The following is a 22,649-nucleotide window of genomic DNA, read 5'->3' on the forward strand; positions in this document are numbered from 1 at the left end:
ACGAAAGATGAACCAAACGATACATCCGTTGAATCCCATTGCCTTTTCATTTGGACCGATAGAGGTACACTGGTATGGAGTAATTATTGGCTTCGGTCTTGCCCTTGGCCTATTTTTAGCGATACGAGAAGGAGATCGTCGCTCCCTGCCGAAGGATACGTTTGCTGATTTAATGCTATGGGCAATCCCTATTTCGATCATTTCCGCTCGAATTTATTATGTGCTTTTTGAATGGCCATATTACTCACAGCATCCTAGCCAAATCATAGCTATTTGGGAAGGCGGAATTGCCATCCACGGAGCACTGATTGGAGCGGTGATTACCACCTATGTTTTTGCAAAGAAACGGAAACTTTCTTTTTGGAAGATAGCCGATATCGCAGCTCCAAGCATTATTCTTGGACAGGCTATTGGCCGCTGGGGAAACTTTATGAACCAGGAAGCACATGGCGGTCCGGTATCACGGGCTTTTCTTGAACACTTACATTTACCTAAATTTATTATTAATCAAATGTATATAAATGGAATTTACTACCATCCTACATTTTTATATGAATCGATTTGGGACTTTCTTGGCTTTATCCTGTTAATGCTACTTCGCCGGGTAAATATAAGGCGCGGCGAGATGTTTCTTTCTTATGTCATTTGGTATTCTGTCGGTCGTTTCTACATCGAAGGACTGCGTACTGACAGCTTAATGCTCGGAAGCCTGCGCATGGCGCAAGTAATCTCCCTTGTACTCGTGATTGGCTGCCTTGCAGTATTGATTTTTCGCAGGAAATATCATCTTTCAGATGAGCGTTATTTAGATATTTAAGGGGTTGCACGTTTGCAGAAAAAGAAAGGATGCAATAGATGATTACGACCATACTCTTTGATTTAGACGGAACTTTAATCGATACCAATGAACTCATTATCAAAAGCTATTTGCATACGCTTGAAAAATATTATCCCGGTAAGTATAAGCGCGAGGATGTTCTGCCATTTATGGGTCCTACGCTTACCGAGGTTTTTGGAAAAATGGATCCGGACCAAGTCGAGGAAATGATCTTGGAATACCGCCGCTTTAACCTTGCTAATCATGACCTGCTTGTAAAGGAATTCATTGGCGTCGCTGAGACAGTGGATACTTTAAAGAAAAAGGGCTATAAAATGGGAATTGTTACAACGAAGCGTCATGATACCGTTTTAAAAGGACTTCGATTGATGAAGCTTGATCCTTATTTCAATGTTATTATTGCGATTGATCACGTGAAAAAAGAAAAGCCTGACCCAGAACCGGTTCTAAAAGCTTTAGAGCAGCTGGGTTCGAAGCCTGACGAGTCTATAATGATTGGCGATAATTTCCACGATATTTTAGCAGGAAAAAATGCTGGAACAAAAACGGCGGGTGTCGCGTGGTCATTGAAAGGCCGAGACTATTTAGCCCAATTTGAACCGGATTACATCTTTGAGAACATGGCCGACCTATTAACCATTCTCGGAGAGGGAGCGGAATGAGAAAAACGACCCGCTACCCGGTCGAAGGCGCCAATTCCTTATGGCACGTCTATAAGACCGTGCCCTTTTGGAAAGTAGTTAGAAATTTCATTGTCATCCAGTTAGCACGGTACACCCCGTTTTTAGGGATGAAAAACTGGCTTTATCGAACTTTCCTAGGAGTGAAGGTTGGCGAGCAAACCTCCTTTTCTTTAATGGTCATGCTCGATGTCATGTTCCCTGAAAAAATAAGCGTTGGCCGTAACACTGTGATCGGCTACAACACTACCATCCTCGCTCATGAATATTTAATTAAAGAATACCGGCTGGGCCCTGTTGAGATTGGCAGCGAAGTCATGATCGGCGCCAATTCGACAATTCTCCCAGGCGTTGTAATTGGCGACGGGGCGATCGTCTCAGCCGGTACCCTTGTCCACAAGGACGTTCCTGCTGGGAACTTTGTGGGCGGAAACCCAATGCGGGTCATTTACACGAAGGAAGAACTCGAACAACGCTGGTCGGAAGACCCGATATATGGAAAATAAAGTGGTTGAACCCAGTCTTTATAAGACTGGGTTTTTTGGTGTTGGGCTTTTCATGGAAATAATGGAGAAATTCGCGGAATTAATCCTGAGCTCCGCGGAATTAATACGGAATCTCGCGGAATTAATTCAAAATCACGCGGAAAAAACACCAAACTCCGCGGAATAAATGGAAATTCTCGCGGAATCGTACAGAGAAAAAGTTGAGTCCCCCCGCGAGAAAGCTCATTCGCGGAATTAATCCAGAGCTCCGCGGAAATAAAACGGAATCTCGCGGAATTAATTCGAAATCACGCGGAAAAAACACCAAATTCCGCGGAATAAATGGAAATTCTCGCGGAATCGTCCAGAGAAAAAGTTGAGTCCCCCCGCGAGAAAGCTCATTCGCGGAATTAATCTGGAACACCGCGGAAATAAAACGGATTCTCGCGGAATTAATTCGAAATCACGCGGAAAAAACACCAAATTCCGCGGAATAAATGGAAATTCTCGCGGAATCGTACAGAGAAAAAGTCGAGTCCCCCCTCGAGAAAGCTCATTCGCGGAATTAATCTGGAACTCCGCGGAATAAATGGAAATTCCCGCGGAATCGTGAAGAGAAAAAGTCGAGTCCCCCCGCGAAAAAAGCTCGTTCGCGGAATTAGTCCGGAATACCGCGGAAATAATGATGAAATCCGCGGAATTAATTCAAAATCTCGCGGAAAAAACGCCAAACCACGCGGAAATAACACTAAACTCCGCGGAATTACCCCCCAACCTAAATAAAAGCCTTGACTACGGAGAAATCTCCATTTTTTGATTGACGAGAGAACTTCCACAAGGTAAACTACTAATAACTTTAACTTATTAGTGTATTAGCATACTAAAGCAAATTCTATTCAAAAAAGGATGAGCATGATGAGCCGCTTGTTTATGTTTGAAAAGCCACTGGGAATGAGAGACACGCTTCCGGAGCTGTATGAAAAAATGCATCACGTCCGGTCGCGGATGGAGGAGACAATCAAACGCTGGGGCTATCAATTTATCGAAACTCCTACCCTTGAATACTACGAAACAGTTGGCGCTGCATCAGCGATAGATGACCAGCAGCTTTTTAAATTGCTAGACAAAGACGGGCACACTCTTGTTTTAAGGCCGGAAATGACAACACCGATTGCACGGGTCGCCGCAGCCAAGCTGTTAAATGAAGATTTATCGCTGAGACTTGCCTATTCCGCGAATGTTTTTCGGGCACAGCAGCGCGAGGGAGGAAGACCGGCTGAGTTCGAGCAAATCGGCGTCGAATGTTTGAATGACGAAACGATTTCAAGCGACGGAGAAGTTATTTCCTTATTAATTTCCTCTCTTAAAAAAGCAGGGTTGGAACATTTTCAAATATCAGTTGGTCACATCCTCTTTGCACAAGAGTTATTCCAACAAATTCTCGGAACGGATGAGCGGGCCGATTTACTTAGAAAATTTTTATACGAAAAAAATTATGTGGGCTACAGACAGCATGTTAACTCGCTTTCATTGTCTTCAATTGATAAACAGCGGCTGCTTCAGTTCCTCGAGTTAAGAGGTGGAGAGGAAGTAATCGGGATGGCACTTGATCTGATTGAGAACGGTCAGGGCAAGCAGGCGATCGTGCAATTGAAGGAGCTGTGGGATGTCATCAATGACTACGGTTTGGGCAATCAAGTGAAGTTTGATTTTACCCTTGTCAGTCATATGAGCTACTACTCAGGCATTTTATTTGAAGTGTTTGCCGGGAATGTAGGCTTTCCCATTGGAAACGGTGGACGTTACAACTTAATCGAGAAATTTGGAAAAAATGCTTCTGCAACCGGCTTCGCGATTAGACTTGACCGGCTGTTAGAGGCTTTAGGTGAAGACATGAGCACGAACCCGACACATTGCATTTTTTTCAGCCAGGAGCGCCGCAAAGAAGCGATTGAACTGGCGAAAAAGCTCCATGATCAAGAAATTCGAGCAGTTCTTCAGGATATTAACGGTGTGAAAAATCTCGATGCCTATACCATTCATTTTGCTGAAACTCATCTTTTAATTGGGAAAGCTGGAAAGGAGCCTGCCGATGGATAAAGTAATCACGATTGCGATGCCAAAAGGACGGATTTTTGAAGAAGCAGTCGAATTGTTGCGAAAGGCTGACTATCGGCTCCCACCGGAATTTGATGAATCACGGAAGCTGATCATTGACGCTGAGGAGGAAGGACTTAGGTTTATTTTAGCCAAGCCGATGGATGTTCCTACCTATGTTGAGCATGGCGTTGCTGATATCGGAATCGCTGGGAAGGATGTTTTGCTCGAAGAGGAGCGGGACGTATATGAACTCCTTGATTTAAAAATCAGCGCCTGTCATTTAGCGGTGGCCGGTCTGCCCGACACGAAACTGAATGACGTCGCTCCAAAGATCGCAACGAAATATCCTAATGTGGCAGCCGCTTATTTTCGTGAGCAGGGAGAACAGGTGGAAATCATCAAATTAAATGGCTCCATCGAGCTCGCTCCATTAATCGGCCTTGCTGACCGGATCGTGGATATCGTATCGACCGGCAGAACACTGAAGGAAAATGGACTTGTTGAGTATGAAACCATCACGGAGGTTACATCACGCTTAATCGTAAATCCCGTCAGCTATAGATTCATTGATTCACGTATCAATGAAATGGTATCAAGGCTGACCCGTGTTGTCAGTGACGTAAAGTAGTGGCCGGCAGCCATTAAAAATTAGCAAGTAGTGGGAGGACTTATTTTATGAAAATCATAAAAATAACAGATCAAGTTTCGATTAAACGATCGATTGAAGCCGGTACCGCTCAGCAGACAGCTACTGTAAAAACTATCATTTCCGACGTTCGCCAAAGAGGCGACGGAGCCATCAGAGAATATACGGAAAAACTTGATCACGTTCAGCTAGATTCTTTTTCGATAACGAAAAAAGAAATCGAAGAGGCCTACAATCAGGTCGATTCTCAATTCGTTTCTATTGTCAAGGAGGCGGCTGAAAATATCCGCTCCTTTCATGAAAAGCAGCTTCGGCCGTCATGGATGACGACAGAAGAGAATGGAACGATTCTTGGGCAAAAAATCACCGCGCTTGATTCGGTTGGGGTTTACGTACCAGGGGGAACGGCAGCTTATCCTTCTTCTGTTTTGATGAACGTGATTCCAGCAAAAGTGGCTGGTGTCAAAAGAATTGTCATGGTCTCGCCACCTGACGGTAAGGGGAATCTGCCGGCAACCGTATTAGTTGCGGCAATGGAAGCAGGGGTGAAGGAAATCTATAAAGTTGGCGGTGCGCAGGCGATTGCAGCGCTTGCTTACGGTACGGAGTCGATTGCACCGGTTGATAAAATTACAGGTCCCGGAAATATATATGTCGCCCTGGCAAAACGTGAGGTGTATGGCGATGTAGCGATTGATATGATTGCAGGACCGAGCGAGATTGCGATTTTAGCAGATGAAACGGCACGAGCGGACGAAATCGCGGCTGACCTCCTGTCCCAGGCAGAGCACGACACGCGGGCCTGCAGTGTCCTTGTCACGACATCGATGAAGCTCGCTGAAGCAGTGGCGCAGGAAGTCGAAAAACAGCTTACTGTTTTGCCACGAAAAGAAATTGCATCCCAATCCATTGCTGATTACGGGGCGATTTATGTAGCAGAAAGCACTGATGAAGCAGTGGAGACAATCAATCAATTAGCACCGGAACATCTTGAAATCATGACCGAAAATGCAATGGAGCTGCTTGGAAAAATTCGTCACGCTGGGGCAATTTTTATAGGCCGATACAGCTCAGAGCCAGTTGGAGATTATTTCGCCGGTCCGAATCACGTGCTGCCGACAAATGGGACCGCCCGCTTTTCGAGCCCTCTTAATGTCGACGATTTTCAAAAAAAATCAAGCGTGATTATTTATAGCAAAAAAGCTTTAGAGGATCATGGTAAGAAAATTGCTGAGTTTGCCAGGAACGAAGGTCTTGAAGCCCATGCAAGGGCAGTGGAAATCAGATTAAGGGGGTCCAACTAATGGAGAGAGAGGCTTCGATAGAAAGGAACACGAATGAAACAAAAATCCGCTTAGCATTTGCCATTGATGGGGATGGCCGGTCGAATCTTGAAACGGGCGTTCCTTTTATGAGTCATATGCTCGATTTGTTCACAAAGCACGGATTATTCAATCTGACCATAGATGCTAAAGGTGATATCGAAGTGGATGATCACCACACGACAGAGGATATTGGCATTTGTCTTGGACAGGCATTGCTTGAAGCGCTTGGTGATAAACAGGGTATTAAGCGCTATGGAAATTCATTCGTGCCGATGGATGAAGCGCTAGCCCAGGTGGTGGTCGACCTAAGCAATCGACCCCATCTTGAAATGCGAGCCGAGTTTCCAGCACAAAAGGTCGGAACATTCGATACAGAGCTTGTCCATGAGTTTCTTTGGAAGCTAGCTCTTGAAGCAAGGATGAATCTTCATGTCATCGTCCATTATGGAAAAAATACACACCATATAATTGAGGCAATTTTTAAAGCATTAGGTAGGGCACTTGATGAAGCAACAACGGTTGATCCGCGCATCAAAGGAGTGCCATCCACTAAAGGAATGCTGTAGTCGCGAGTAAAACGGGAAAAGTCGCGAGTAAATTCGCAAAAGCCGCGAGTAAATCGCTAAAACCGGCGAGTAAATCCGCAAAAGTCTCGAGTAAGCAGCTAAAACCGGCGAGTAAAATTTTTTTAAAAAAGATTTCTCACATCAGCGAAGGGATTGTTTAAGATGATTGGTATTGTTGACTACGGAATGGGGAATCTGTTTAGTGTCAGTAAAGCACTTGAACGGCTGGGCACAGAATATTTTATTTCAGGTGAAAATTTACTTGAAGCGGATGCGCTGATTTTACCTGGGGTTGGTTCATTCCGCGACGCGATGGAACGTTTGCCTGCCGATGCGATCAAGAACTTTGTAGCTAGTGGCAAACCTCTCCTTGGAATCTGCCTCGGCATGCAGCTTCTTTTTGAAGAAAGTGAAGAAAACGGCACGACGAAAGGATTAGGCTTGTTACCAGGAAGTGTCCGCAGGTTTCCTGGTCAAACCTATAAAGTTCCGCATATGGGTTGGAACCGGCTAGAATTTTTACAGCCATCTTCTTTATTGAAAAATATAGAAGAGGACTATGTGTATTTTGTGCATTCTTATTATGTGGCACCATCTGAAGTGACGTTGGCAAAAGTTGACTATCACGAACAGGTTTCGGCGATTGTGGGCCGTGACAACATTTTCGGGATGCAATTTCATCCCGAAAAAAGCGGCAAGCTTGGAATGGCCTTATTAAATAACTTTTTACAGTTTGTTGAGGAAGGGAAGGCGGTACAATGAGTTTCACAATTTATCCGGCGATTGATATGCGCGGTGGGAATTGCGTCCGCCTTCTTCAAGGGGATTATGCACAGGAAACGATTTATAGTCACTCCCCATTTGATATGGCCTCGTCTTTTGCAGCCCAAGGCGCAGAATGGATTCACATGGTGGACCTTGACGGGGCAAAGGATGGAAAGCGGATCAATGACCGATTTGTAATGGAAGCTGCTAAGAAACTCCCGGTAAAAGTTCAGATTGGCGGCGGAATCCGTTCAGAAGAAGATATCGTTCATTATCTTGAAGGCGGCGTTGACCGGGTGATCATCGGTAGTATCGCTGTATCAAATCCGAATTTTGCCATGGAGATGATTCGGAAATATGGAACCCAAATCGCTATCGGGATTGATGCCAAAAATGGCTATGTGGCGACACATGGGTGGATGGAAACATCAACAATAAAGGCGGTCGAACTCGGGAAGCGTTTTGCTGAAGCCGGGGCTCATAACTTTATTTTTACCGATATTGCGACAGATGGAACGCTCTCTGGCCCAAACATCGAAGCTGTTTGCGAGCTGGCTGAAGTGACGGGAAAAACCGTTATCGCATCAGGCGGGGTCAGCAGTCTTGAGGACTTGCAGGCACTTGCATCTAAAGGGGTGCGTGGGGCGATTGTTGGAAAGGCTCTCTATGAAAACCGTTTTACTTTAAAAGAGGCATTGGAGGCGGTTGGCAAATGACCCTGACAAAACGGATTATCCCATGCCTGGATGTAAAGGAAGGAAGAGTCGTTAAAGGAATTCAATTTGTTCAACTGCGCGATGCCGGCGACCCGGTTGAACTGGCGAAATTTTATGATGAACAAGGGGCTGATGAGCTCGTTTTTCTCGATATTTCTGCATCCCATGAAGGCCGAAAAACGATGATCGAGGTCGTTAAGGCTGTGGCATCCAAGTTAGCCATTCCCTTCACGGTCGGCGGGGGAATCCATTCGCTGGAGGATATGAAGACCACGCTTCGTGCCGGTGCCGATAAAGTGTCGCTGAACACTGCTGCGTTGTTAAACCCGGAATTGATTCGTGAAGGGGCAAGCTTTTTTGGCTCGCAATGTATCGTGGTCGCGATCGATGCTAAATTTGACGAGGACCTAGGTACATGGCGCGTTTTTACTCATGGCGGAAGGAAGGCTACGGACTGGAAGGCTGTGGAATGGGCAAAGCAAGCAGTGGCGCTCGGTGCTGGTGAAATTTTATTAACAAGCATGGATCGTGATGGTGAAAAAAAAGGCTTTGACCTTGAGCTAACACGAGCGATCAGTGAGGCAGTGTCGGTGCCTGTTATTGCTTCAGGCGGCGCCGGTAACGCTGCTCATTTTTCAGAGGCATTTTTGCAAGGAAAAGCGGATGCCGCTCTAGCTGCTTCGATTTTTCATTATAAAGAAACTTCTGTACAGGAAGTCAAACGCTATTTGCGGGATAAAGGAGTGACTGTAAGATGAAGGTGAAATTTGATGAGAAGGGGCTTGTACCGGCCATCATTCAGGATTCAGTGTCAAAGGAAGTATTAACGTTAGCTTATATGAATGAGGAGTCGCTTGCGAAAACCTTGGAAACGGGGGAAACATGGTTTTTCAGCCGTTCCCGCCAGGAACTGTGGCATAAGGGTGAGACGAGCGGCAACACCCAAACCGTGGTAAGTATCGATTACGATTGTGACCAGGACGCGCTGCTTGTTCAGGTAAATCCCAATGGACCTGCCTGCCATACAGGGGCTGTAAGCTGTTTTTCAGACCAGGTATATGAAGGGAATGCCCCGAACTTTACGATCTTAGGTAAGCTTGAAAAAGTCATCCAGAGTCGGGAAAAGGAACGGCCGGAAGGTGCTTATACCACTTATCTGTTTGAAAAAGGAATCGATAAGATTTTGAAAAAGGTCGGGGAGGAAGCGGCCGAAGTCATCATCGCCGCTAAGAACCGCAGTGCCGAAGAGCTAAAATGGGAAGCGGCGGATTTACTCTATCACTTAATGGTGCTCTTGGTGGAGCAAGACCTTCCTATTGGCGAAGTTTTGAAAACACTTGAAGAGAGACATAAAGCGTAGTCCTAACAACTTGGCCGTTGGATCGTTTTAAAACGGCACATAACCCGTTTTGGGCCGATGAAATTCTAGAAAAAGAGCTCCGGAAAAATAAACGGAGCTCTTTTTAACGATAAAATATAAGTAATAAACGGTATATAAATACATATTTAGAGGATATTCTAAAGAGGTCTGAATTTTTGCGGCATCCGACATCCTTATTTTTACTGGAATCCTTCTCGTCCTTACCCTATTTATGATATACTACTTTAGTTATGTTTGATAAAAGTTGGAGGACTTCATGGGTAAAAACGCAAAAGCAAGAATTCAAAAGGGGAAAATCCTTTCATTTGTTCCTACAGGAGAATATTATTTCACGAAGGGTTTGAAGGCATACCGTCGACGTGATTTTCTAAAAGCGAAGAAGTACTTGGAACGTGCTATGCAGCTTGAGCCTGGTGAACCAATGATTACCTGTCAGTTGGCGATTGTGTCGACAGAACTGGGCGAGTATGAAAATTCCAATCGACTCTTGCATCTAATCCTTGAAGAACTTGATGTTGAAATGGCGGAGTGCCATTATTTTTTGGCGAACAATTATGCCCATATGGGTTTTTTTAAAGATGCTTATCACCATGCCAAGCTTTATTTGGAGCTGGATCCGATTGGTGATTTTTCAGAGGATACAGAGGATTTAATGGAGGTGCTTACTCTCGAGGTTGAGGAGCTTGAGGATGAGCTATATCCTCAGGATGATTTGATCTTTAAGCAGGAACAAGCCCGTGAGCTGCTGGAATCCGGCTATTTTCCAAAAGCGATTGAGCTGTTAACAGATGTGGTTGAAGAATATCCAGAATACTGGTCTGCTTACAACAATTTAGCACTCGCATATTTTTACCTTGGTGACACGAATAGAGCAGAATCCATTCTAATGGATGTGCTTGAACGAAATCCGGGAAATCTTCATGCCTTATGTAACAGGCTTGTCTTTAGCTATTATCAGGGGGAGCATAGCTCTGTTGAGCGCATGGTACAGCCACTGAAAAAAATACAGCCAATCTTAGCGGAGCATCAGTTCAAGCTTGGTGCAACATTTGCTCTAGTGGGTGAGTACGATGCTGCCTATTCATGGCTCAAACGTTTATATAGTTATGGCTTTGACGGAGATGGACCGTTTTACTACTGGCTTGCCTATGCTGCTTACCACACTGGACATGAAAATTTTTCAAGGAATATTTGGAAAAGGGTACTTGAATTCAGCCCGGAAAAAGAAGGATTAGAACCATGGGCTACAGAAAAGGTAAATGGCTTTGAAAATCATTATGGATCCATTTTTCAAAAATTAGATAGCGATTATATAGAAGAGCGCTTCTTTGCGATTTTTCTAGCATCTGTTTCTGAAAAAAAAGAAGAGCTTCTTACTTCTAAGCGGCTTGTTCGAAATCAGAAGCTTACGCTGCTTGAAAAACAATATATTTCGTTAATAAAGTCCGGCAAACCATCGATGGTGCAGGATGCCCATGAAATTGCTGAGCTTTTATATGAAAATCATAAACCTATTGATGCCATTCAAGCCGGTTTATTTTTGATGTGGTTTTCCGTGTTTGCAGAAATTTCTGCCGAGTCTGCTTCCCTCTTGAAAAATAAAAATGCATGGGCAGGAGCCATTGAGTATGTTTGGCACCGACTGCGCAGTGAAAAGGTGACAAAACAGGAGTTGGCCAAACGCTATGGCATTTCCTCAGCCACCATCGGAAAGTATGTCAAAATGGTGAATACCTATTTGAACTAAAGCAACCTTTTGCTGTCTTATGAGCAAATCTTTGGACTGCCAAAACTTTGTTCTATACGATGATGGTATCAGGGAATAATAAAAATATCGAACTTTGAGAAATGTCTAGCTCCAGTACCCAGGGGTTCTGTCATCCAGAGCATGGCACTCCTGAGCAAGGCGCTTTCACATTTCGATTTAGGAGTGATTACCATGTCTGAGGAAAAAATTTATGATGTGATTATTGCCGGGGCTGGTCCTGCCGGAATGACAGCAGCTGTGTATACATCGCGTGCAAATCTTTCTACACTAATGATAGAACGTGGAATGCCGGGCGGACAGATGGCCAATACGGAGGATGTCGAAAACTATCCAGGATTTGAAAGCATTCTAGGTCCAGATCTTTCAACCAAGATGTTTGAGCATGCCAAAAAATTTGGCGCAGAATATGCCTATGGCGATATTAAAGAAATCATTGATAACGGCGACGTGAAAACCGTTGTAGCCGGTTCTAAACAATATAAAGCATACTCCGTCATTATTTCTACCGGCGCTGAGTATAAAAAAATTGGTGTTCCTGGTGAAAAAGACCTTGGCGGCCGCGGCGTTTCCTATTGTGCCGTTTGCGACGGGGCGTTCTTTAAAAACAAGGAACTCGTTGTTATAGGTGGCGGAGATTCAGCTGTTGAGGAAGGCGTTTATTTAACAAGATTCGCCTCAAAGGTAACAATTGTTCATCGACGTGACCAATTACGTGCCCAAAAAATCCTTCAGGATCGTGCCTTTGCTAATGAAAAAATTGATTTTATTTGGAACCATACGATTAAGTCAATTAATGAGCAAAATGGCAAAGTAGGCAGTGTCACTCTCGTTTCAACAGAAGATGGAACGGAGCAGGAATTCAAGGCTGATGGCGTGTTTATTTATATTGGAATGTTACCGCTCTCCAGACCATTTGAAAGCCTTGGAATCACCAACGAAAATGGCTACATTGAAACAGATGAGCGGATGGAAACAAAGGTACCGGGAATTTTCGCCGCAGGTGATATTCGTGAAAAGACGCTTCGTCAGATTGTTACAGCGACAGGGGACGGCAGCATTGCCGCACAAAGTGCTCAGCATTTTGTTGAAGAGCTTAAAGAAGAGTTAAAATTAAAAAAGTAATCCTATCTTTACTCTCCTGTAACAGTGGTGAAATATAGATATTGTATGATGGGGATAGAAATTGACCCCCTTTAAAAATATAAACCTTTGGGCACAGGTGAATAACCTGTGCTATTTTTTTAGTTTATTTGGATCGATCCGTTTTGTCATATAATCCAACGGGTATTCATTGTGACTACTTCCTAAAAATAGTATAATGAAATGAATCAATTAGATGTTAAAATAGGATAAATGCATATATAGAGGGTGAATATTGTGCAGCGAGTCACCAATTGTGTGTTAGTAAGGGAAAATAAAATTTTGTTGCTGCAAAAACCGAGTCGGGGCTGGTGGGTAGCACCAGGCGGAAAAATGGAGCCAGGTGAGTCGGTTAGGGATTCATGTATCAGAGAATATCGTGAAGAAACTGGGATTTACTTAAAAAATCCACAGCTTAAAGGCGTTTTTACAATGATCATGAAAGAAAGTGAACAGCTGATTTCCGAGTGGATGATGTTCACATTTCTAGCAACCGATTCAGATGGCACTCGGTTTGAGGAATCGGATGAGGGAAAGCTCGAATGGCAGTTAGTGGACCAATTAAAAAGTCTTCCGATGGCTGCAGGTGATCGCCATATTATTGACTACATGATTCATGGCAAAGGCATGATTTACGGTACTTTTACGTATACAAAAGACTTTCAACTCATTAGTTATCGATTAGATCCAAGTTAAATAATAGGGGGAATTTGAAAATGAGTTCCGGTTCGACTGGCGATACTCAAATGGTGATTATTACTGGAATGTCTGGAGCAGGAAAAACGGTTGCCATCCAAAGTTTTGAGGACTTAGGCTTCTTCTGCGTTGATAATTTGCCACCGACACTATTGCCAAAATTTCTTGAACTTATGGAAGAATCAGGGAATAAAATGAATAAAGTGGCTTTAGTTATGGATTTAAGAGGAAGAGAGTTTTTTGATTCTCTCTTTAAGGCACTTGATGAGCTTGCTGAAACCTCATGGGTCACGCCGCAGATTTTATTTTTAAATGCAGATGATGCTACGTTAGTTCGACGATACAAGGAGACGAGGCGGTCGCATCCACTAGCTCAATCTGGTCTTCCGCTAGAAGGAATTAGACTTGAACGGGAGCTGCTTGAAGGCTTAAAGGGCCGGGCACAGCTCATTTACAATACTTCACAAATGAAGCCGCGTGAATTACGCGAAAAGATCATAAAGGAATTTACTGCAAACCATCAATTAATCTTTACTGTCAATGTGATGTCATTTGGATTTAAACATGGTATTCCAATTGATGCGGACCTAGTTTTTGATGTGCGTTTCCTGCCAAATCCCCATTATATTGATCATATGAGGCCAAAAACGGGCTTGGAAGAGGAAGTTTCGAGCTATGTTTTAAAATGGAATGAAACGCAGAAATTTATAGAAAAGGTAACCGATTTGCTAAGCTTCATGCTCCCGCATTATAAGCGTGAGGGAAAAGCCCAGCTTGTGATTGCGATCGGCTGTACAGGTGGGCAGCATCGGTCTGTTACCCTTGCAGAATACCTTGGGAATTATTTTAAAAAAGATTATAAAACGTGTATAACACACCGTGACATTGATAGGAGAAAGGAAAAAACTATATGAGCACATATGGAAAGCCAAGAATTGTCATTCTTGGCGGAGGAACAGGCTTGCCCGTGTTATTGCGTGGGTTAAAATACTATCCTGTTGATATAACTGCCATTGTGACAGTTGCTGATGATGGCGGGTCTTCAGGAAGGCTACGCGAGGATTTGCACATTCCTCCTCCCGGTGATATCCGCAATGTGTTAGCTGCATTATCAGATGTGGAACCGCTCATTGAGGAAATGTTTCAACATCGTTTTAAAACGTCAAATGAACTGTCGGGCCATTCGCTAGGAAATCTAATTTTAGCTGCGATGACATCGATTACAGGAAATTTTGTTCACGCAATCCAGGAAATGAGCAAGGTGTTGAATGTGCATGGCAAAGTCTTACCTGCTGCCAACCAGAGTGTGGTCTTGAATGCGGAAATGGAAGACGGAACTGTCGTTAAGGGCGAATCGAAAATTCCGTATTCAGGAAAAAAAATAAAGAAGGTCTTCCTAACACCAGGAAACATCCGGCCAATACCAGAGACGATTCAAGCAATCCGCCAAGCGGATTTAATTATTATCGGTCCTGGCAGCTTATACACGAGCATCCTGCCGAATTTACTCGTTCCAAGATTGGGGGATGAGGTATGCCGCTCACGTGCCAAGAAGGTATATATTTGCAATTTAATGACCCAAGCAGGGGAAACCCATGGCTACACTGCGAGTGAGCATGTGAAAGCAATTTATAACCATATGAAATGTGCTTTTATTAATACGATTCTTGTCAATAATGAAGAAATTCCGCCCGATATTCAGCTTCGCTATAATGAAGAGCTGGCCAATCCAGTTTATTTCGACATGCCAGATTTATATGATCTTGGTTTAGAGGTTGTTCAAGGGGATATTGGCTCCCATGAAAATGGCTCATTGCGGCATGATCCGAAAAAAGTAGCAAAAATTTTATACGATTTATTAATTGCTGAAACCAAAAAGCGATATGAAGCGTAAATAAGGAAGTTTCTTTTTTTATAGAATAAGGACTTCGAGAATTGTTTAGAGTTCGCTTTTAGTTGTCGTACCAACAGGAGAATAAGGAGGTGAAGGGGATGTCTTTCGCTTCGGAAACGAAAAAAGAATTAACCAATTTGGAAGTGAAACCATGTTGTATTCGGTCAGAGCTTTCTGCACTGATTCGCATGAACGGTTCCCTTTCCTTTTCCAATCGCAAGTTAATCGTTGATATCCAAACCGAAAATGCGGCAATAGCCAGACGTATATACACATTACTTAAAATGGCTTTTCAAGTTCAGGTTGAACTGCTCGTCCGAAAAAAAATGCGCTTAAAGAAAAATAACGTCTACATTGTCAGGTTATCACATCAGGCAAAGGAAATTTTAGAGGATACAAAAATACTTGGAGAAGGATTCACCTTCATTCATGATATTTCAAAGGATCTTATCAAGAAGAAATGTTGTAAGCGCTCTTACTTACGCGGCGCCTTTCTTGCAGGTGGTTCCGTTAACAATCCGGAAACGTCCTCCTATCATTTAGAAATTTTCTCTTTGTATAAAGAGCACAATGATTCTTTATGCGAGTTAATGAATACATTCGAACTGAACAGCAAAACGCTCGAGCGCAAAAAGGGCTATATTACGTACTTAAAAGAAGCAGAAAAAATTACCGAGTTTTTAAATATCATAGGTGCCCACAACGCTCTGCTCCGTTTTGAGGATGTCAGAATTGTTCGTGATATGAGAAATTCGGTGAATCGTCTCGTTAATTGTGAAACCGCGAACTTAAACAAAACAATCGGGGCCTCCATTAGGCAGGTTGAGAATATTCGTTACATAGCGGACACAGTTGGACTACAAATTTTACCACAAAAATTAAGAGAAATTGCCGAACTTCGAATACAATATACCGATGTGACCCTAAAGGAACTGGGCGAGATGGTTTCAGGAGGGGCAATTAGTAAATCCGGAATCAATCATCGTTTACGAAAAATTGATGAGATTGCTGAAAAACTTCGGGTTGGTGATAGCATACCTAAAAAATAAGATTTAGGAGGAATTATCTAATGTTGGAGAAACAAGTGGAAGTAAAATTGAAAAAAGGTCTTCAGGCACGCCCGGCAGCCCTTTTTGTACAGGAGGCCAATCGATTTTCGTCTGATATTTTTTTAGAAAAAGACGGTAAAAAAGTCAATGCCAAAAGCATCATGGGCCTCATGAGCCTGGCAGTTGGTTCTGGAGTCGTTATTAATATCGTCGCTGACGGTTCTGATGAAGAGAACGCAATCGCCGCTCTAGCTGAATTCATTCAAAATGAACAGTAAAATAAAAGGGGTTTGGCACTGTGAGTGGTGTCAAACCCCTTTTTAATTTAATATCGTGGAAATAAAGGGAAAGCTCGCGGAATAACTGAGAAAAGCAGCCGAAAAAGACTCGGTTTAGAGAGGGTTCGCGAAAAAAAGGGAAAGTGCGCGGAATAAATTGAAAAACGCGCGGAATAAATCTAAAAGTCTGCGGAATTAATATGGAAACGCGCGGAATAAATCCGAAAGTCCGCGGAATTAATGAGAGAAGCAGCCGAAAAAGACTCGATTGAGAGAAGGTTCTCGGGAAAAAGTGCGGAGTTCGCGGAATAAATTGAAAAACGCGCGGAATAAATCCGAAAGTCTGCGGAATTAATATGGAAACGCGCGGAATTAAACTGAATGTCCGCGGAATTAATGAGGGACGCAGCCGAAAAAACTCGATTGAGAGAAGGTTCGCGGAAAAAAAGGGAAAGTGCGCGGAATAAATTGAAAAACGCGCGGAATAAATCCGAAAGTCTGCGGAATTAATATTGAAACGCGCGGAATTAATCTGAAAGTACGCGGAATTAATGAGAGAAGCAGCCGAAAAAGACTCGATTGAGAGGGGTTCGCGGAAAAAAGGGCAAAGTCCGCGGAATAAATTGAAAAACGCGCGGAATAAATCCGAAAGTCCGCGGAATTAATATTGAAACGCGCGGAATTAATCTGAAAGTACGCGGAATTAATGAGAGAAGCAGCCGGAAAAGACTCGATAGAAAGAGGGTTCGCGGAAAAAGGGCAAAGTCTGCGGAATTAATATGGAAACGCGCGGAATTAATCTGAAAGTCCGCGGAATTAATGAGAGAAGCAGCCGAAAAAGACTCGATTGAGAGAAGGTTCGCGGAAAAAAGGGCAAAGTACGCGGAATAAACTAAAAAACGCACGGAATAAATCCGAAAGTCTGCGAAATTAATATGGAAACGCGCGGAATTCCTATAAAAGCTCGCGGAATTATTCCGAAACCACCCTGACTTAAACCCGCAAAATAAGTAAAAAAGCAACCGGCAAAGCGCCGATTGCTTAATCATTTATTTTTTTTCTTTATCAATAATAGGATTACGAGTGATAATGCTGTCAATTAGACCATATTCTTTTGCTCTTTCAGCGGTCATAAAATTGTCGCGGTCGGTATCCTTTTGAATGACTTCAAGTGGTTGCCCTGTACGATCAGCTAAGATTCCATTTAATTTTTCACGTAGGAACAAGATGCGTTTAGCGGCAATTTCAATTTCTGTTGCTTGTCCTTGAGCACCACCAAGCGGTTGGTGAATCATGACCTCAGCATTTGGCAAAGCAAAACGCTTACCTTTTTCACCTGCAGCGAGTAAGAACGCACCCATAGAAGCAGCCATCCCGATACAAACGGTAGATACATGTGGTTTAATATATTGCATTGTATCGTAAATTGCCATTCCGGCTGTGATGCTTCCGCCAGGGCTATTGATGTAAAGTGTAATATCTTTTTCTGGATTTTCCGCTTCAAGGAATAATAATTGCGCTACAATAGAATTGGCAACGTTGTCATCAATAGCGCTGCCAAGCATAATGATCCGATCCTTTAATAGGCGAGAATAAATGTCATATGCGCGTTCGCCACGATTAGTTTGTTCAATAACTGTAGGAATCAAGTTCATTTTTCTTCCTCCTTTGAATGGTATGTATTGTTATCATACACTGATGGTCAATAAAGGTCAAACAATTCCACTTGAATTTTGTTCGACAGCTTTCCCTATTTCATCATAACCACTCATGGTCATTTTAAACCATAAAATACTTGCAAACTTGAATAATATCGCATATAATATGAAAGTCGCATATTTGCCCTCGTAGTGCAACGGATAGCACGCAAGATTCCGGTTCTTGAAATTCGGGTTCGAGTCCTGACGAGGGCGTACAATAAGTCTCTGTGTTTGTTGAATCTTCAACAGACATGGGGACTTTTTCGTTTGGAGAAAACCTAATCAAAAACAGGATAAACCATTAAAGACATCCAACATACGTCAAAGAAGTTTTTTACATTGCAAAATAAAAATCTTAACCAGGAGGGATATGCTAGATTCTACCTCAATTACAAAATCCACAGCATTATCGACAAATTCTAAGGATATATCTACAAATTCCTGATCTCTATCTACAAATTTTTGGATATTTTGGAATAACACTCAACTCCAGAGCTAAAATCTTCAAATTCTCGCACTCTATCTACAAAAATTAGGTATATTTTCGTACAACAATATTTTTCAGAGCAATTTTCTACAAGATTCGCAATAAAATCTACAAATTTGGTATTATTTAACTATAGCCATATAGTTTTTTATTACTAATAAATCCAATCATACCCCCATAATTAGCCAAAACTGGACAGGTTAGGACAGAAAAATCGGGCATACCAGATTCTTTCCATACACCAAATCCTTTTCTTCATGTAAAATAAGAGAAGGAGGGGATGAGCATGAACTTGAAAGCAGGTTTGTGGCAACAGCAAACGTTAAAATTGACAATGACGCAAGAGCTCACGCAGGCGATTGCCCTATTACAATACTCGGCTCAGGAATTGACTGCTTATTTGGAAAATAAAGCACTGGAAAATCCCCTAATGCAGATTGAACATGGAAATGTCCAGCCGATGAATCCATTAATTGACAGGCAGCGCCGAAAGCACCATACAGCCGAACAGAATTGGATTAATCAAATTTCTGAAAAAACGGTATCACGTGAAGAACAATTAATTTCGCAATTAAATATTAAAAAATTATCAAATGATCAATTAAGGGTCATTCGCTACTTAATCCAGAGTCTAGATGTAAACGGTTACTTTTCGGGTGACCTCGAAACTATTGCTAATCGCATAGAGGTTCCACTTGAAATAGTGGAGGATGGGCTGGCGATTATTCAAATGCTAGAGCCTGCAGGCATTGGGGCAAGAAACCTGCAGGAGTGTCTTCTGCTTCAGCTTGACGTAAATGGGCTTGCTGAAAGAATTATTTCTGATTATTTCATTCCTTTTGCAGAAAAAAAGTGGAAGATCATTGCGAAGGAGCTCGGGATTTCGCTTAAGGAGATCCAAGAAGTTTTTGATGAGATTCAGCTTCTAAATCCAAAGCCGGGTGCCTTGCTAGAAAATGATAGTCCGAACTACATCATTCCTGATGCCATTATCGAGCGAGTAAACGACGGGTTTACAGTACGGATGTTTGATGATCCACTGCCAAAGATTAGTTTCAATGACCAATATTATAAAAAATTAACGACCACCGAAGACAAGCAGGTTAACAGCTTTTTACGCGATAAACTTCAAGATTATCAGTGGATTATAAAAAGCATTGAACAAAGAAAAGAAACGCTGACAAAGGTGATTACAAAAATTATTGAAAAACAACTAGCATTTTTTCAAAAAGGACCAGAGTATTTGATGCCGATGACGATGAAGGAAGTGGCTAGTGAGCTAGGCATACATGAATCAACAGTAAGTAGGGCGGTCAAGGAAAAATATGTTCAAACACCTGTTGGAACCTTTACGTTGAAATCCTTTTTTACGAGCACGATTCAAACGGTTCAGGATGAAAGTACTTCCTCGACACAGGTGAAGAAGGCAATTGCCACCATGATTCAAAAAGAGGATAAGCAGAAGCCGCTTTCTGATCAAGAAATTGTCGAACAGTTGAAAACACAAGAAGGGATGGTTGTCTCAAGGCGGACGATCGCTAAGTATAGAGAGCAATTAGGGATCCCTTCTTCAACGAAAAGAAAGAGGTTTTAAAATGTCACACATCACCATATATAGTCGAACACACTGCCCATTATGTGACAAAGCGAAAGCCGTCATTCTAGAGCTGAAAGAAGAATGGAATTTCACCCTTGAAGAGATTGATATTGAAACAAGCGATGAATTAACTGAACAGTACGGATTGATGATTCCTGTGGTTCATATCGATGGGGAAGAGGCGGCTTTTGGGCTTGTTAACAAATTTGTCATTAGAAACCGTTTACATGAAAAAAGCCTATCCAAATGAGTTGAAATAGGTTTTCACTCCTGCTACAATGAAAATTGTGATAGGGGTAATTTTTTTTAGGGTAGTGGGACATAATATGTCTATGATGGACATTTTTTGACCAACTACATAGAATAAAGGAGCATGCACTACATGCAATCAATTATTGATCTTCAAAAACGATTATTACCCGATCTCCTTCAAGTGTTGCATAAAAGATATTCGATTCTAAGATCCATAGGGTATATGCAGCCAGTAGGTAGAAGAAGTCTTGCAGCAAGTCTCGGTTTAACCGAGAGAGTCCTAAGGAGCGAAGTGGATTTTTTAAAAGACCAAAACTTACTTACGATTAATAATGTAGGAATGAGTTTGACGTCTGAAGGAAAAAATTTGCTTGAAGATCTGGAATGCTTAATGCGTAAGCTGAAGGGTATTGATGTCTTGGAATTAGAATTAAAGCATCAACTTGGCATCAAAAAGGTGGTAATTGTCCCTGGGGACAGTGATCTATCCCCTATGGTAAAAAGTGACCTAGGCAAAGCATGTGCTAATTGGATGAAAAATCTTCTCTCTGGGGAAAATATCATTGCTGTAACTGGCGGGTCAACAATGGCAGCCGTAGCAGAGGGGCTTACACCCGAATATGGCCAAAAGGAATTGTTGTTTGTTCCAGCGCGTGGTGGAATTGGTGAGGATGTACATAATCAAGCAAACACGATTTGTTCGATTATGGCGCAAAACACCCTTTCGAAGTATCGCGTTTTCTATGTTCCTGACCAAGTCAGTACAGAAATTTATGAATCCTTAATTAAAGATCCTGGGATCCATGAAATTCTGAACCTAATTAATTCGGCAAGCATTGTTCTCCATGGAATAGGAGATGCCATTACAATGGCTAAGCGTCGCAAAACAAGCCCTGAAGTCATGGAATTACTTAAAATGGATCATGCTGTCGGGGAAGCTTTCGGCTATTATTTTAACGAGGCCGGCGATATTGTCCATAAGGTGACAACGATTGGCATGCAGCTTGAAGATTTGAAGAAGATTCCAAATATCATCGCAGTTGCAGGAGGGGCCTCAAAGGCAAAAGCCATAAAGGCCTACATGAAACAAGCGCCAGCGGAAACGGTGTTGATTACCGACGAAGGCGTTGCAAAACAATTAACAAGTTATTAAAAGGTTTATCCTTTTATTATAAAAATTATCCCTACGTAACCAAGGAGGAATTTATCATGGCAGTAAAAGTTGGTATTAATGGATTTGGTCGTATTGGACGTAACGTTTTTCGCGCGGCTCTAAGAAATAGCAATGTAGAAATTGTAGCAATCAATGACTTAACAGATGCAAATATGCTTGCACATCTTTTAAAATATGATTCTGTTCACGGAACACTTCAAGAGGAAGTAACGGTTGATGGTCAATACTTAGTTGTTGGCGGTCATAAAGTGAAGGTTCTAGCTGAGCGCGATCCTGCACAATTAGGCTGGGGCGACCTTGGCGTTGAAGTGGTAGTAGAATCTACAGGCCGTTTCACAAAACGTGACGATGCTGCAAAACACCTTGAAGCAGGTGCGAAGAAAGTTATCATCTCTGCTCCAGCATCTAACGAAGACATCACAATCGTTATGGGTGTTAATGAAGACAAATATGATGCAGCTAACCACCATGTGTTATCAAATGCATCTTGTACAACAAACTGCTTGGCACCATTTGCAAAGGTATTAAATGATAATTTCGGTATCAAACGCGGAATGATGACAACTGTTCACTCCTATACAAACGACCAACAAATCCTTGATTTACCACATAAGGACTACCGTCGTGCTCGTGCAGCAGCTGAAAACATGATCCCAACTTCAACTGGTGCTGCTAAAGCCGTTGCCCTTGTTTTACCAGAACTAAAAGGCAAATTAAACGGTATGGCAATGCGTGTGCCAACTCCAAACGTATCTGTAGTGGATTTAGTTGTTGAATTAGAAAAGGATGTAACTGTTGAAGAAGTAAACGGTGCATTAAAAGCTGCTGCTGAAGGTCCATTAAAAGGAATTTTAGCTTACACTGAACTTCCATTAGTATCACGCGACTTTAACGGAGCTACTGTTTCTTCTACTATTGATGCATTATCAACAATGGTAATCGAAGGAAACATGGTAAAAGTATTATCTTGGTATGACAACGAAGTAGGTTACTCAAACCGCGTTGTTGACCTTGTTGACTTTATCGCAGCAAAAGGACTTTAATTTTCAAACCTTTGAAAGATTGTAATTTCCATCATAGGAAGTTTATAATCTTATATGGTATACCAAAAG

23 protein-coding genes and 1 tRNA gene are annotated in these 22,649 nt (G+C 42.4%); 23 read left to right on the top strand and 1 reads right to left on the bottom strand.

Annotated features, from left to right (window positions below; all coding sequences use genetic code 11):
* The first annotated feature begins 7 nt into the window (after window positions 1–7).
* The 18 genes from lgt (at window position 8) to BN1082_RS06750 (ending at window position 16,327) form a co-directional block, all read left to right on the top strand.
* A complete protein-coding gene (lgt, locus tag BN1082_RS06660) occupies window positions 8–817 on the top strand; it encodes a prolipoprotein diacylglyceryl transferase (protein WP_090632517.1) in 810 nt (269 codons plus the stop codon).
* 38 nt (window positions 818–855) lie between these two features.
* On the top strand, window positions 856–1,500 hold the full coding sequence (gene ppaX, locus BN1082_RS06665) for a pyrophosphatase PpaX (RefSeq protein ID WP_090632521.1): 645 nt from the start codon (window positions 856–858) through the stop codon (window positions 1,498–1,500).
* Window positions 1,497–2,024 carry an acyltransferase gene (locus BN1082_RS06670; RefSeq protein ID WP_090632523.1) on the top strand — a complete coding sequence of 176 codons (528 nt, stop codon included), beginning with the start codon at window positions 1,497–1,499 and terminating at the stop codon, window positions 2,022–2,024. The genes ppaX and BN1082_RS06670 overlap by 4 nt, the downstream gene beginning before the upstream one ends.
* Window positions 2,025–2,918: 894 nt before the next feature.
* The gene (locus tag BN1082_RS06680) at window positions 2,919–4,103 is read left to right on the top strand and encodes an ATP phosphoribosyltransferase regulatory subunit (RefSeq protein ID WP_090632530.1); all 1,185 of its coding nucleotides are present in this window, start codon (window positions 2,919–2,921) and stop codon (window positions 4,101–4,103) included.
* Entirely contained in the window at window positions 4,096–4,731 is a 636-nt protein-coding gene (gene hisG, locus BN1082_RS06685) for an ATP phosphoribosyltransferase (protein ID WP_090632534.1), read from the top strand. Before BN1082_RS06680 ends, hisG begins: the two co-directional genes overlap by 8 nt.
* Before the next feature lie 47 nt (window positions 4,732–4,778).
* The gene (gene hisD / locus BN1082_RS06690; protein WP_090632538.1) at window positions 4,779–6,053 is read left to right on the top strand and encodes a histidinol dehydrogenase; all 1,275 of its coding nucleotides are present in this window, start codon (window positions 4,779–4,781) and stop codon (window positions 6,051–6,053) included.
* Window positions 6,053–6,640 (top strand): imidazoleglycerol-phosphate dehydratase HisB, encoded by a 588-nt coding sequence (gene hisB / locus BN1082_RS06695; RefSeq protein WP_090632541.1) that lies wholly within the window; start codon window positions 6,053–6,055, stop codon window positions 6,638–6,640. The genes hisD and hisB overlap by 1 nt, the downstream gene beginning before the upstream one ends.
* A 162-nt stretch (window positions 6,641–6,802) precedes the next feature.
* Window positions 6,803–7,402 (top strand): imidazole glycerol phosphate synthase subunit HisH, encoded by a 600-nt coding sequence (gene hisH / locus BN1082_RS06700; RefSeq protein WP_090632544.1) that lies wholly within the window; start codon window positions 6,803–6,805, stop codon window positions 7,400–7,402.
* Complete coding sequence (gene hisA, locus BN1082_RS06705) at window positions 7,399–8,121, top strand: 1-(5-phosphoribosyl)-5-[(5-phosphoribosylamino)methylideneamino]imidazole-4-carboxamide isomerase (protein WP_090632548.1); 723 nt, start codon at window positions 7,399–7,401, stop codon at window positions 8,119–8,121. The genes hisH and hisA overlap by 4 nt, the downstream gene beginning before the upstream one ends.
* Window positions 8,118–8,879 (top strand): imidazole glycerol phosphate synthase subunit HisF, encoded by a 762-nt coding sequence (gene hisF / locus BN1082_RS06710; protein WP_090632551.1) that lies wholly within the window; start codon window positions 8,118–8,120, stop codon window positions 8,877–8,879. Before hisA ends, hisF begins: the two co-directional genes overlap by 4 nt.
* Entirely contained in the window at window positions 8,876–9,481 is a 606-nt protein-coding gene (hisIE, locus tag BN1082_RS06715; RefSeq protein WP_090632554.1) for a bifunctional phosphoribosyl-AMP cyclohydrolase/phosphoribosyl-ATP diphosphatase HisIE, read from the top strand. Before hisF ends, hisIE begins: the two co-directional genes overlap by 4 nt.
* A 277-nt stretch (window positions 9,482–9,758) precedes the next feature.
* Window positions 9,759–11,249: a tetratricopeptide repeat protein gene (locus tag BN1082_RS06720; RefSeq protein ID WP_090632557.1), complete on the top strand. Its 1,491-nt coding sequence runs from the start codon at window positions 9,759–9,761 to the stop codon at window positions 11,247–11,249.
* A 192-nt stretch (window positions 11,250–11,441) separates the two neighbouring features.
* A complete protein-coding gene (trxB, locus tag BN1082_RS06725) occupies window positions 11,442–12,392 on the top strand; it encodes a thioredoxin-disulfide reductase (protein WP_090632560.1) in 951 nt (316 codons plus the stop codon).
* 255 nt (window positions 12,393–12,647) lie between these two features.
* Window positions 12,648–13,106, top strand: coding sequence for an NUDIX hydrolase (locus tag BN1082_RS06730; RefSeq protein WP_090632563.1), 459 nt, complete (start codon window positions 12,648–12,650; stop codon window positions 13,104–13,106).
* A 20-nt stretch (window positions 13,107–13,126) separates the two neighbouring features.
* The gene (gene rapZ / locus BN1082_RS06735; protein WP_090632567.1) at window positions 13,127–14,020 is read left to right on the top strand and encodes an RNase adapter RapZ; all 894 of its coding nucleotides are present in this window, start codon (window positions 13,127–13,129) and stop codon (window positions 14,018–14,020) included.
* Window positions 14,017–15,000: a gluconeogenesis factor YvcK family protein gene (locus BN1082_RS06740; RefSeq protein WP_090632569.1), complete on the top strand. Its 984-nt coding sequence runs from the start codon at window positions 14,017–14,019 to the stop codon at window positions 14,998–15,000. The genes rapZ and BN1082_RS06740 overlap by 4 nt, the downstream gene beginning before the upstream one ends.
* Window positions 15,001–15,098: 98 nt before the next feature.
* Complete coding sequence (gene whiA, locus BN1082_RS06745) at window positions 15,099–16,049, top strand: DNA-binding protein WhiA (RefSeq protein ID WP_090632571.1); 951 nt, start codon at window positions 15,099–15,101, stop codon at window positions 16,047–16,049.
* A 20-nt stretch (window positions 16,050–16,069) separates the two neighbouring features.
* Window positions 16,070–16,327, top strand: coding sequence for an HPr family phosphocarrier protein (locus BN1082_RS06750; protein ID WP_090632576.1), 258 nt, complete (start codon window positions 16,070–16,072; stop codon window positions 16,325–16,327).
* Window positions 16,328–17,376: 1,049 nt separating this feature from the next.
* Here the strand turns inward: BN1082_RS06750 and clpP are convergent.
* Window positions 17,377–17,982 (bottom strand): ATP-dependent Clp endopeptidase proteolytic subunit ClpP, encoded by a 606-nt coding sequence (gene clpP, locus BN1082_RS06755; protein ID WP_090632579.1) that lies wholly within the window; start codon window positions 17,980–17,982, stop codon window positions 17,377–17,379.
* Between the two features lie 186 nt (window positions 17,983–18,168).
* Between clpP and BN1082_RS06760 the strand changes: the two genes are divergently transcribed.
* The 5 genes from BN1082_RS06760 (at window position 18,169) to gap (ending at window position 22,580) form a co-directional block, all read left to right on the top strand.
* A tRNA-Arg gene (locus tag BN1082_RS06760) sits at window positions 18,169–18,240 on the top strand.
* Window positions 18,241–18,800: 560 nt separating this feature from the next.
* Complete coding sequence (gene rpoN, locus BN1082_RS06765) at window positions 18,801–20,108, top strand: RNA polymerase factor sigma-54 (RefSeq protein WP_090632583.1); 1,308 nt, start codon at window positions 18,801–18,803, stop codon at window positions 20,106–20,108.
* Between the two features lies 1 nt (window position 20,109).
* Entirely contained in the window at window positions 20,110–20,361 is a 252-nt protein-coding gene (locus BN1082_RS06770; protein WP_090632586.1) for a glutaredoxin family protein, read from the top strand.
* Between the two features lie 132 nt (window positions 20,362–20,493).
* Entirely contained in the window at window positions 20,494–21,516 is a 1,023-nt protein-coding gene (locus BN1082_RS06775) for a sugar-binding transcriptional regulator (RefSeq protein ID WP_090632589.1), read from the top strand.
* Between the two features lie 56 nt (window positions 21,517–21,572).
* The gene (gene gap / locus BN1082_RS06780; RefSeq protein WP_090632592.1) at window positions 21,573–22,580 is read left to right on the top strand and encodes a type I glyceraldehyde-3-phosphate dehydrogenase; all 1,008 of its coding nucleotides are present in this window, start codon (window positions 21,573–21,575) and stop codon (window positions 22,578–22,580) included.
* The last annotated feature ends 69 nt before the right edge of the window (window positions 22,581–22,649 follow it).

The sequence above is a fragment of the Neobacillus massiliamazoniensis genome, assembly GCF_001048695.1.
Lineage (GTDB): Bacteria > Bacillota > Bacilli > Bacillales > Cytobacillaceae > Neobacillus > Neobacillus massiliamazoniensis.

Bases quoted from the DNA above. Each gene is read 5' to 3' on its own strand.
- lgt (WP_090632517.1), top strand. From the start codon at position 8: ATGAACCAAACGATACATCCGTTGAATCCCATTGCCTTTTCATTTGGA.
- ppaX (WP_090632521.1), top strand. From the start codon at position 856: ATGATTACGACCATACTCTTTGATTTAGACGGAACTTTAATCGATACC.
- BN1082_RS06670 (WP_090632523.1), top strand. From the start codon at position 1,497: ATGAGAAAAACGACCCGCTACCCGGTCGAAGGCGCCAATTCCTTATGG.
- BN1082_RS06680 (WP_090632530.1), top strand. From the start codon at position 2,919: ATGAGCCGCTTGTTTATGTTTGAAAAGCCACTGGGAATGAGAGACACG.
- hisG (WP_090632534.1), top strand. From the start codon at position 4,096: ATGGATAAAGTAATCACGATTGCGATGCCAAAAGGACGGATTTTTGAA.
- hisD (WP_090632538.1), top strand. From the start codon at position 4,779: ATGAAAATCATAAAAATAACAGATCAAGTTTCGATTAAACGATCGATT.
- hisB (WP_090632541.1), top strand. From the start codon at position 6,053: ATGGAGAGAGAGGCTTCGATAGAAAGGAACACGAATGAAACAAAAATC.
- hisH (WP_090632544.1), top strand. From the start codon at position 6,803: ATGATTGGTATTGTTGACTACGGAATGGGGAATCTGTTTAGTGTCAGT.
- hisA (WP_090632548.1), top strand. From the start codon at position 7,399: ATGAGTTTCACAATTTATCCGGCGATTGATATGCGCGGTGGGAATTGC.
- hisF (WP_090632551.1), top strand. From the start codon at position 8,118: ATGACCCTGACAAAACGGATTATCCCATGCCTGGATGTAAAGGAAGGA.
- hisIE (WP_090632554.1), top strand. From the start codon at position 8,876: ATGAAGGTGAAATTTGATGAGAAGGGGCTTGTACCGGCCATCATTCAG.
- BN1082_RS06720 (WP_090632557.1), top strand. From the start codon at position 9,759: ATGGGTAAAAACGCAAAAGCAAGAATTCAAAAGGGGAAAATCCTTTCA.
- trxB (WP_090632560.1), top strand. From the start codon at position 11,442: ATGTCTGAGGAAAAAATTTATGATGTGATTATTGCCGGGGCTGGTCCT.
- rapZ (WP_090632567.1), top strand. From the start codon at position 13,127: ATGAGTTCCGGTTCGACTGGCGATACTCAAATGGTGATTATTACTGGA.
- BN1082_RS06740 (WP_090632569.1), top strand. From the start codon at position 14,017: ATGAGCACATATGGAAAGCCAAGAATTGTCATTCTTGGCGGAGGAACA.
- whiA (WP_090632571.1), top strand. From the start codon at position 15,099: ATGTCTTTCGCTTCGGAAACGAAAAAAGAATTAACCAATTTGGAAGTG.
- BN1082_RS06750 (WP_090632576.1), top strand. From the start codon at position 16,070: ATGTTGGAGAAACAAGTGGAAGTAAAATTGAAAAAAGGTCTTCAGGCA.
- clpP (WP_090632579.1), bottom strand. From the start codon at position 17,982: ATGAACTTGATTCCTACAGTTATTGAACAAACTAATCGTGGCGAACGC.
- rpoN (WP_090632583.1), top strand. From the start codon at position 18,801: ATGAACTTGAAAGCAGGTTTGTGGCAACAGCAAACGTTAAAATTGACA.
- BN1082_RS06770 (WP_090632586.1), top strand. From the start codon at position 20,110: ATGTCACACATCACCATATATAGTCGAACACACTGCCCATTATGTGAC.
- BN1082_RS06775 (WP_090632589.1), top strand. From the start codon at position 20,494: ATGCAATCAATTATTGATCTTCAAAAACGATTATTACCCGATCTCCTT.
- gap (WP_090632592.1), top strand. From the start codon at position 21,573: ATGGCAGTAAAAGTTGGTATTAATGGATTTGGTCGTATTGGACGTAAC.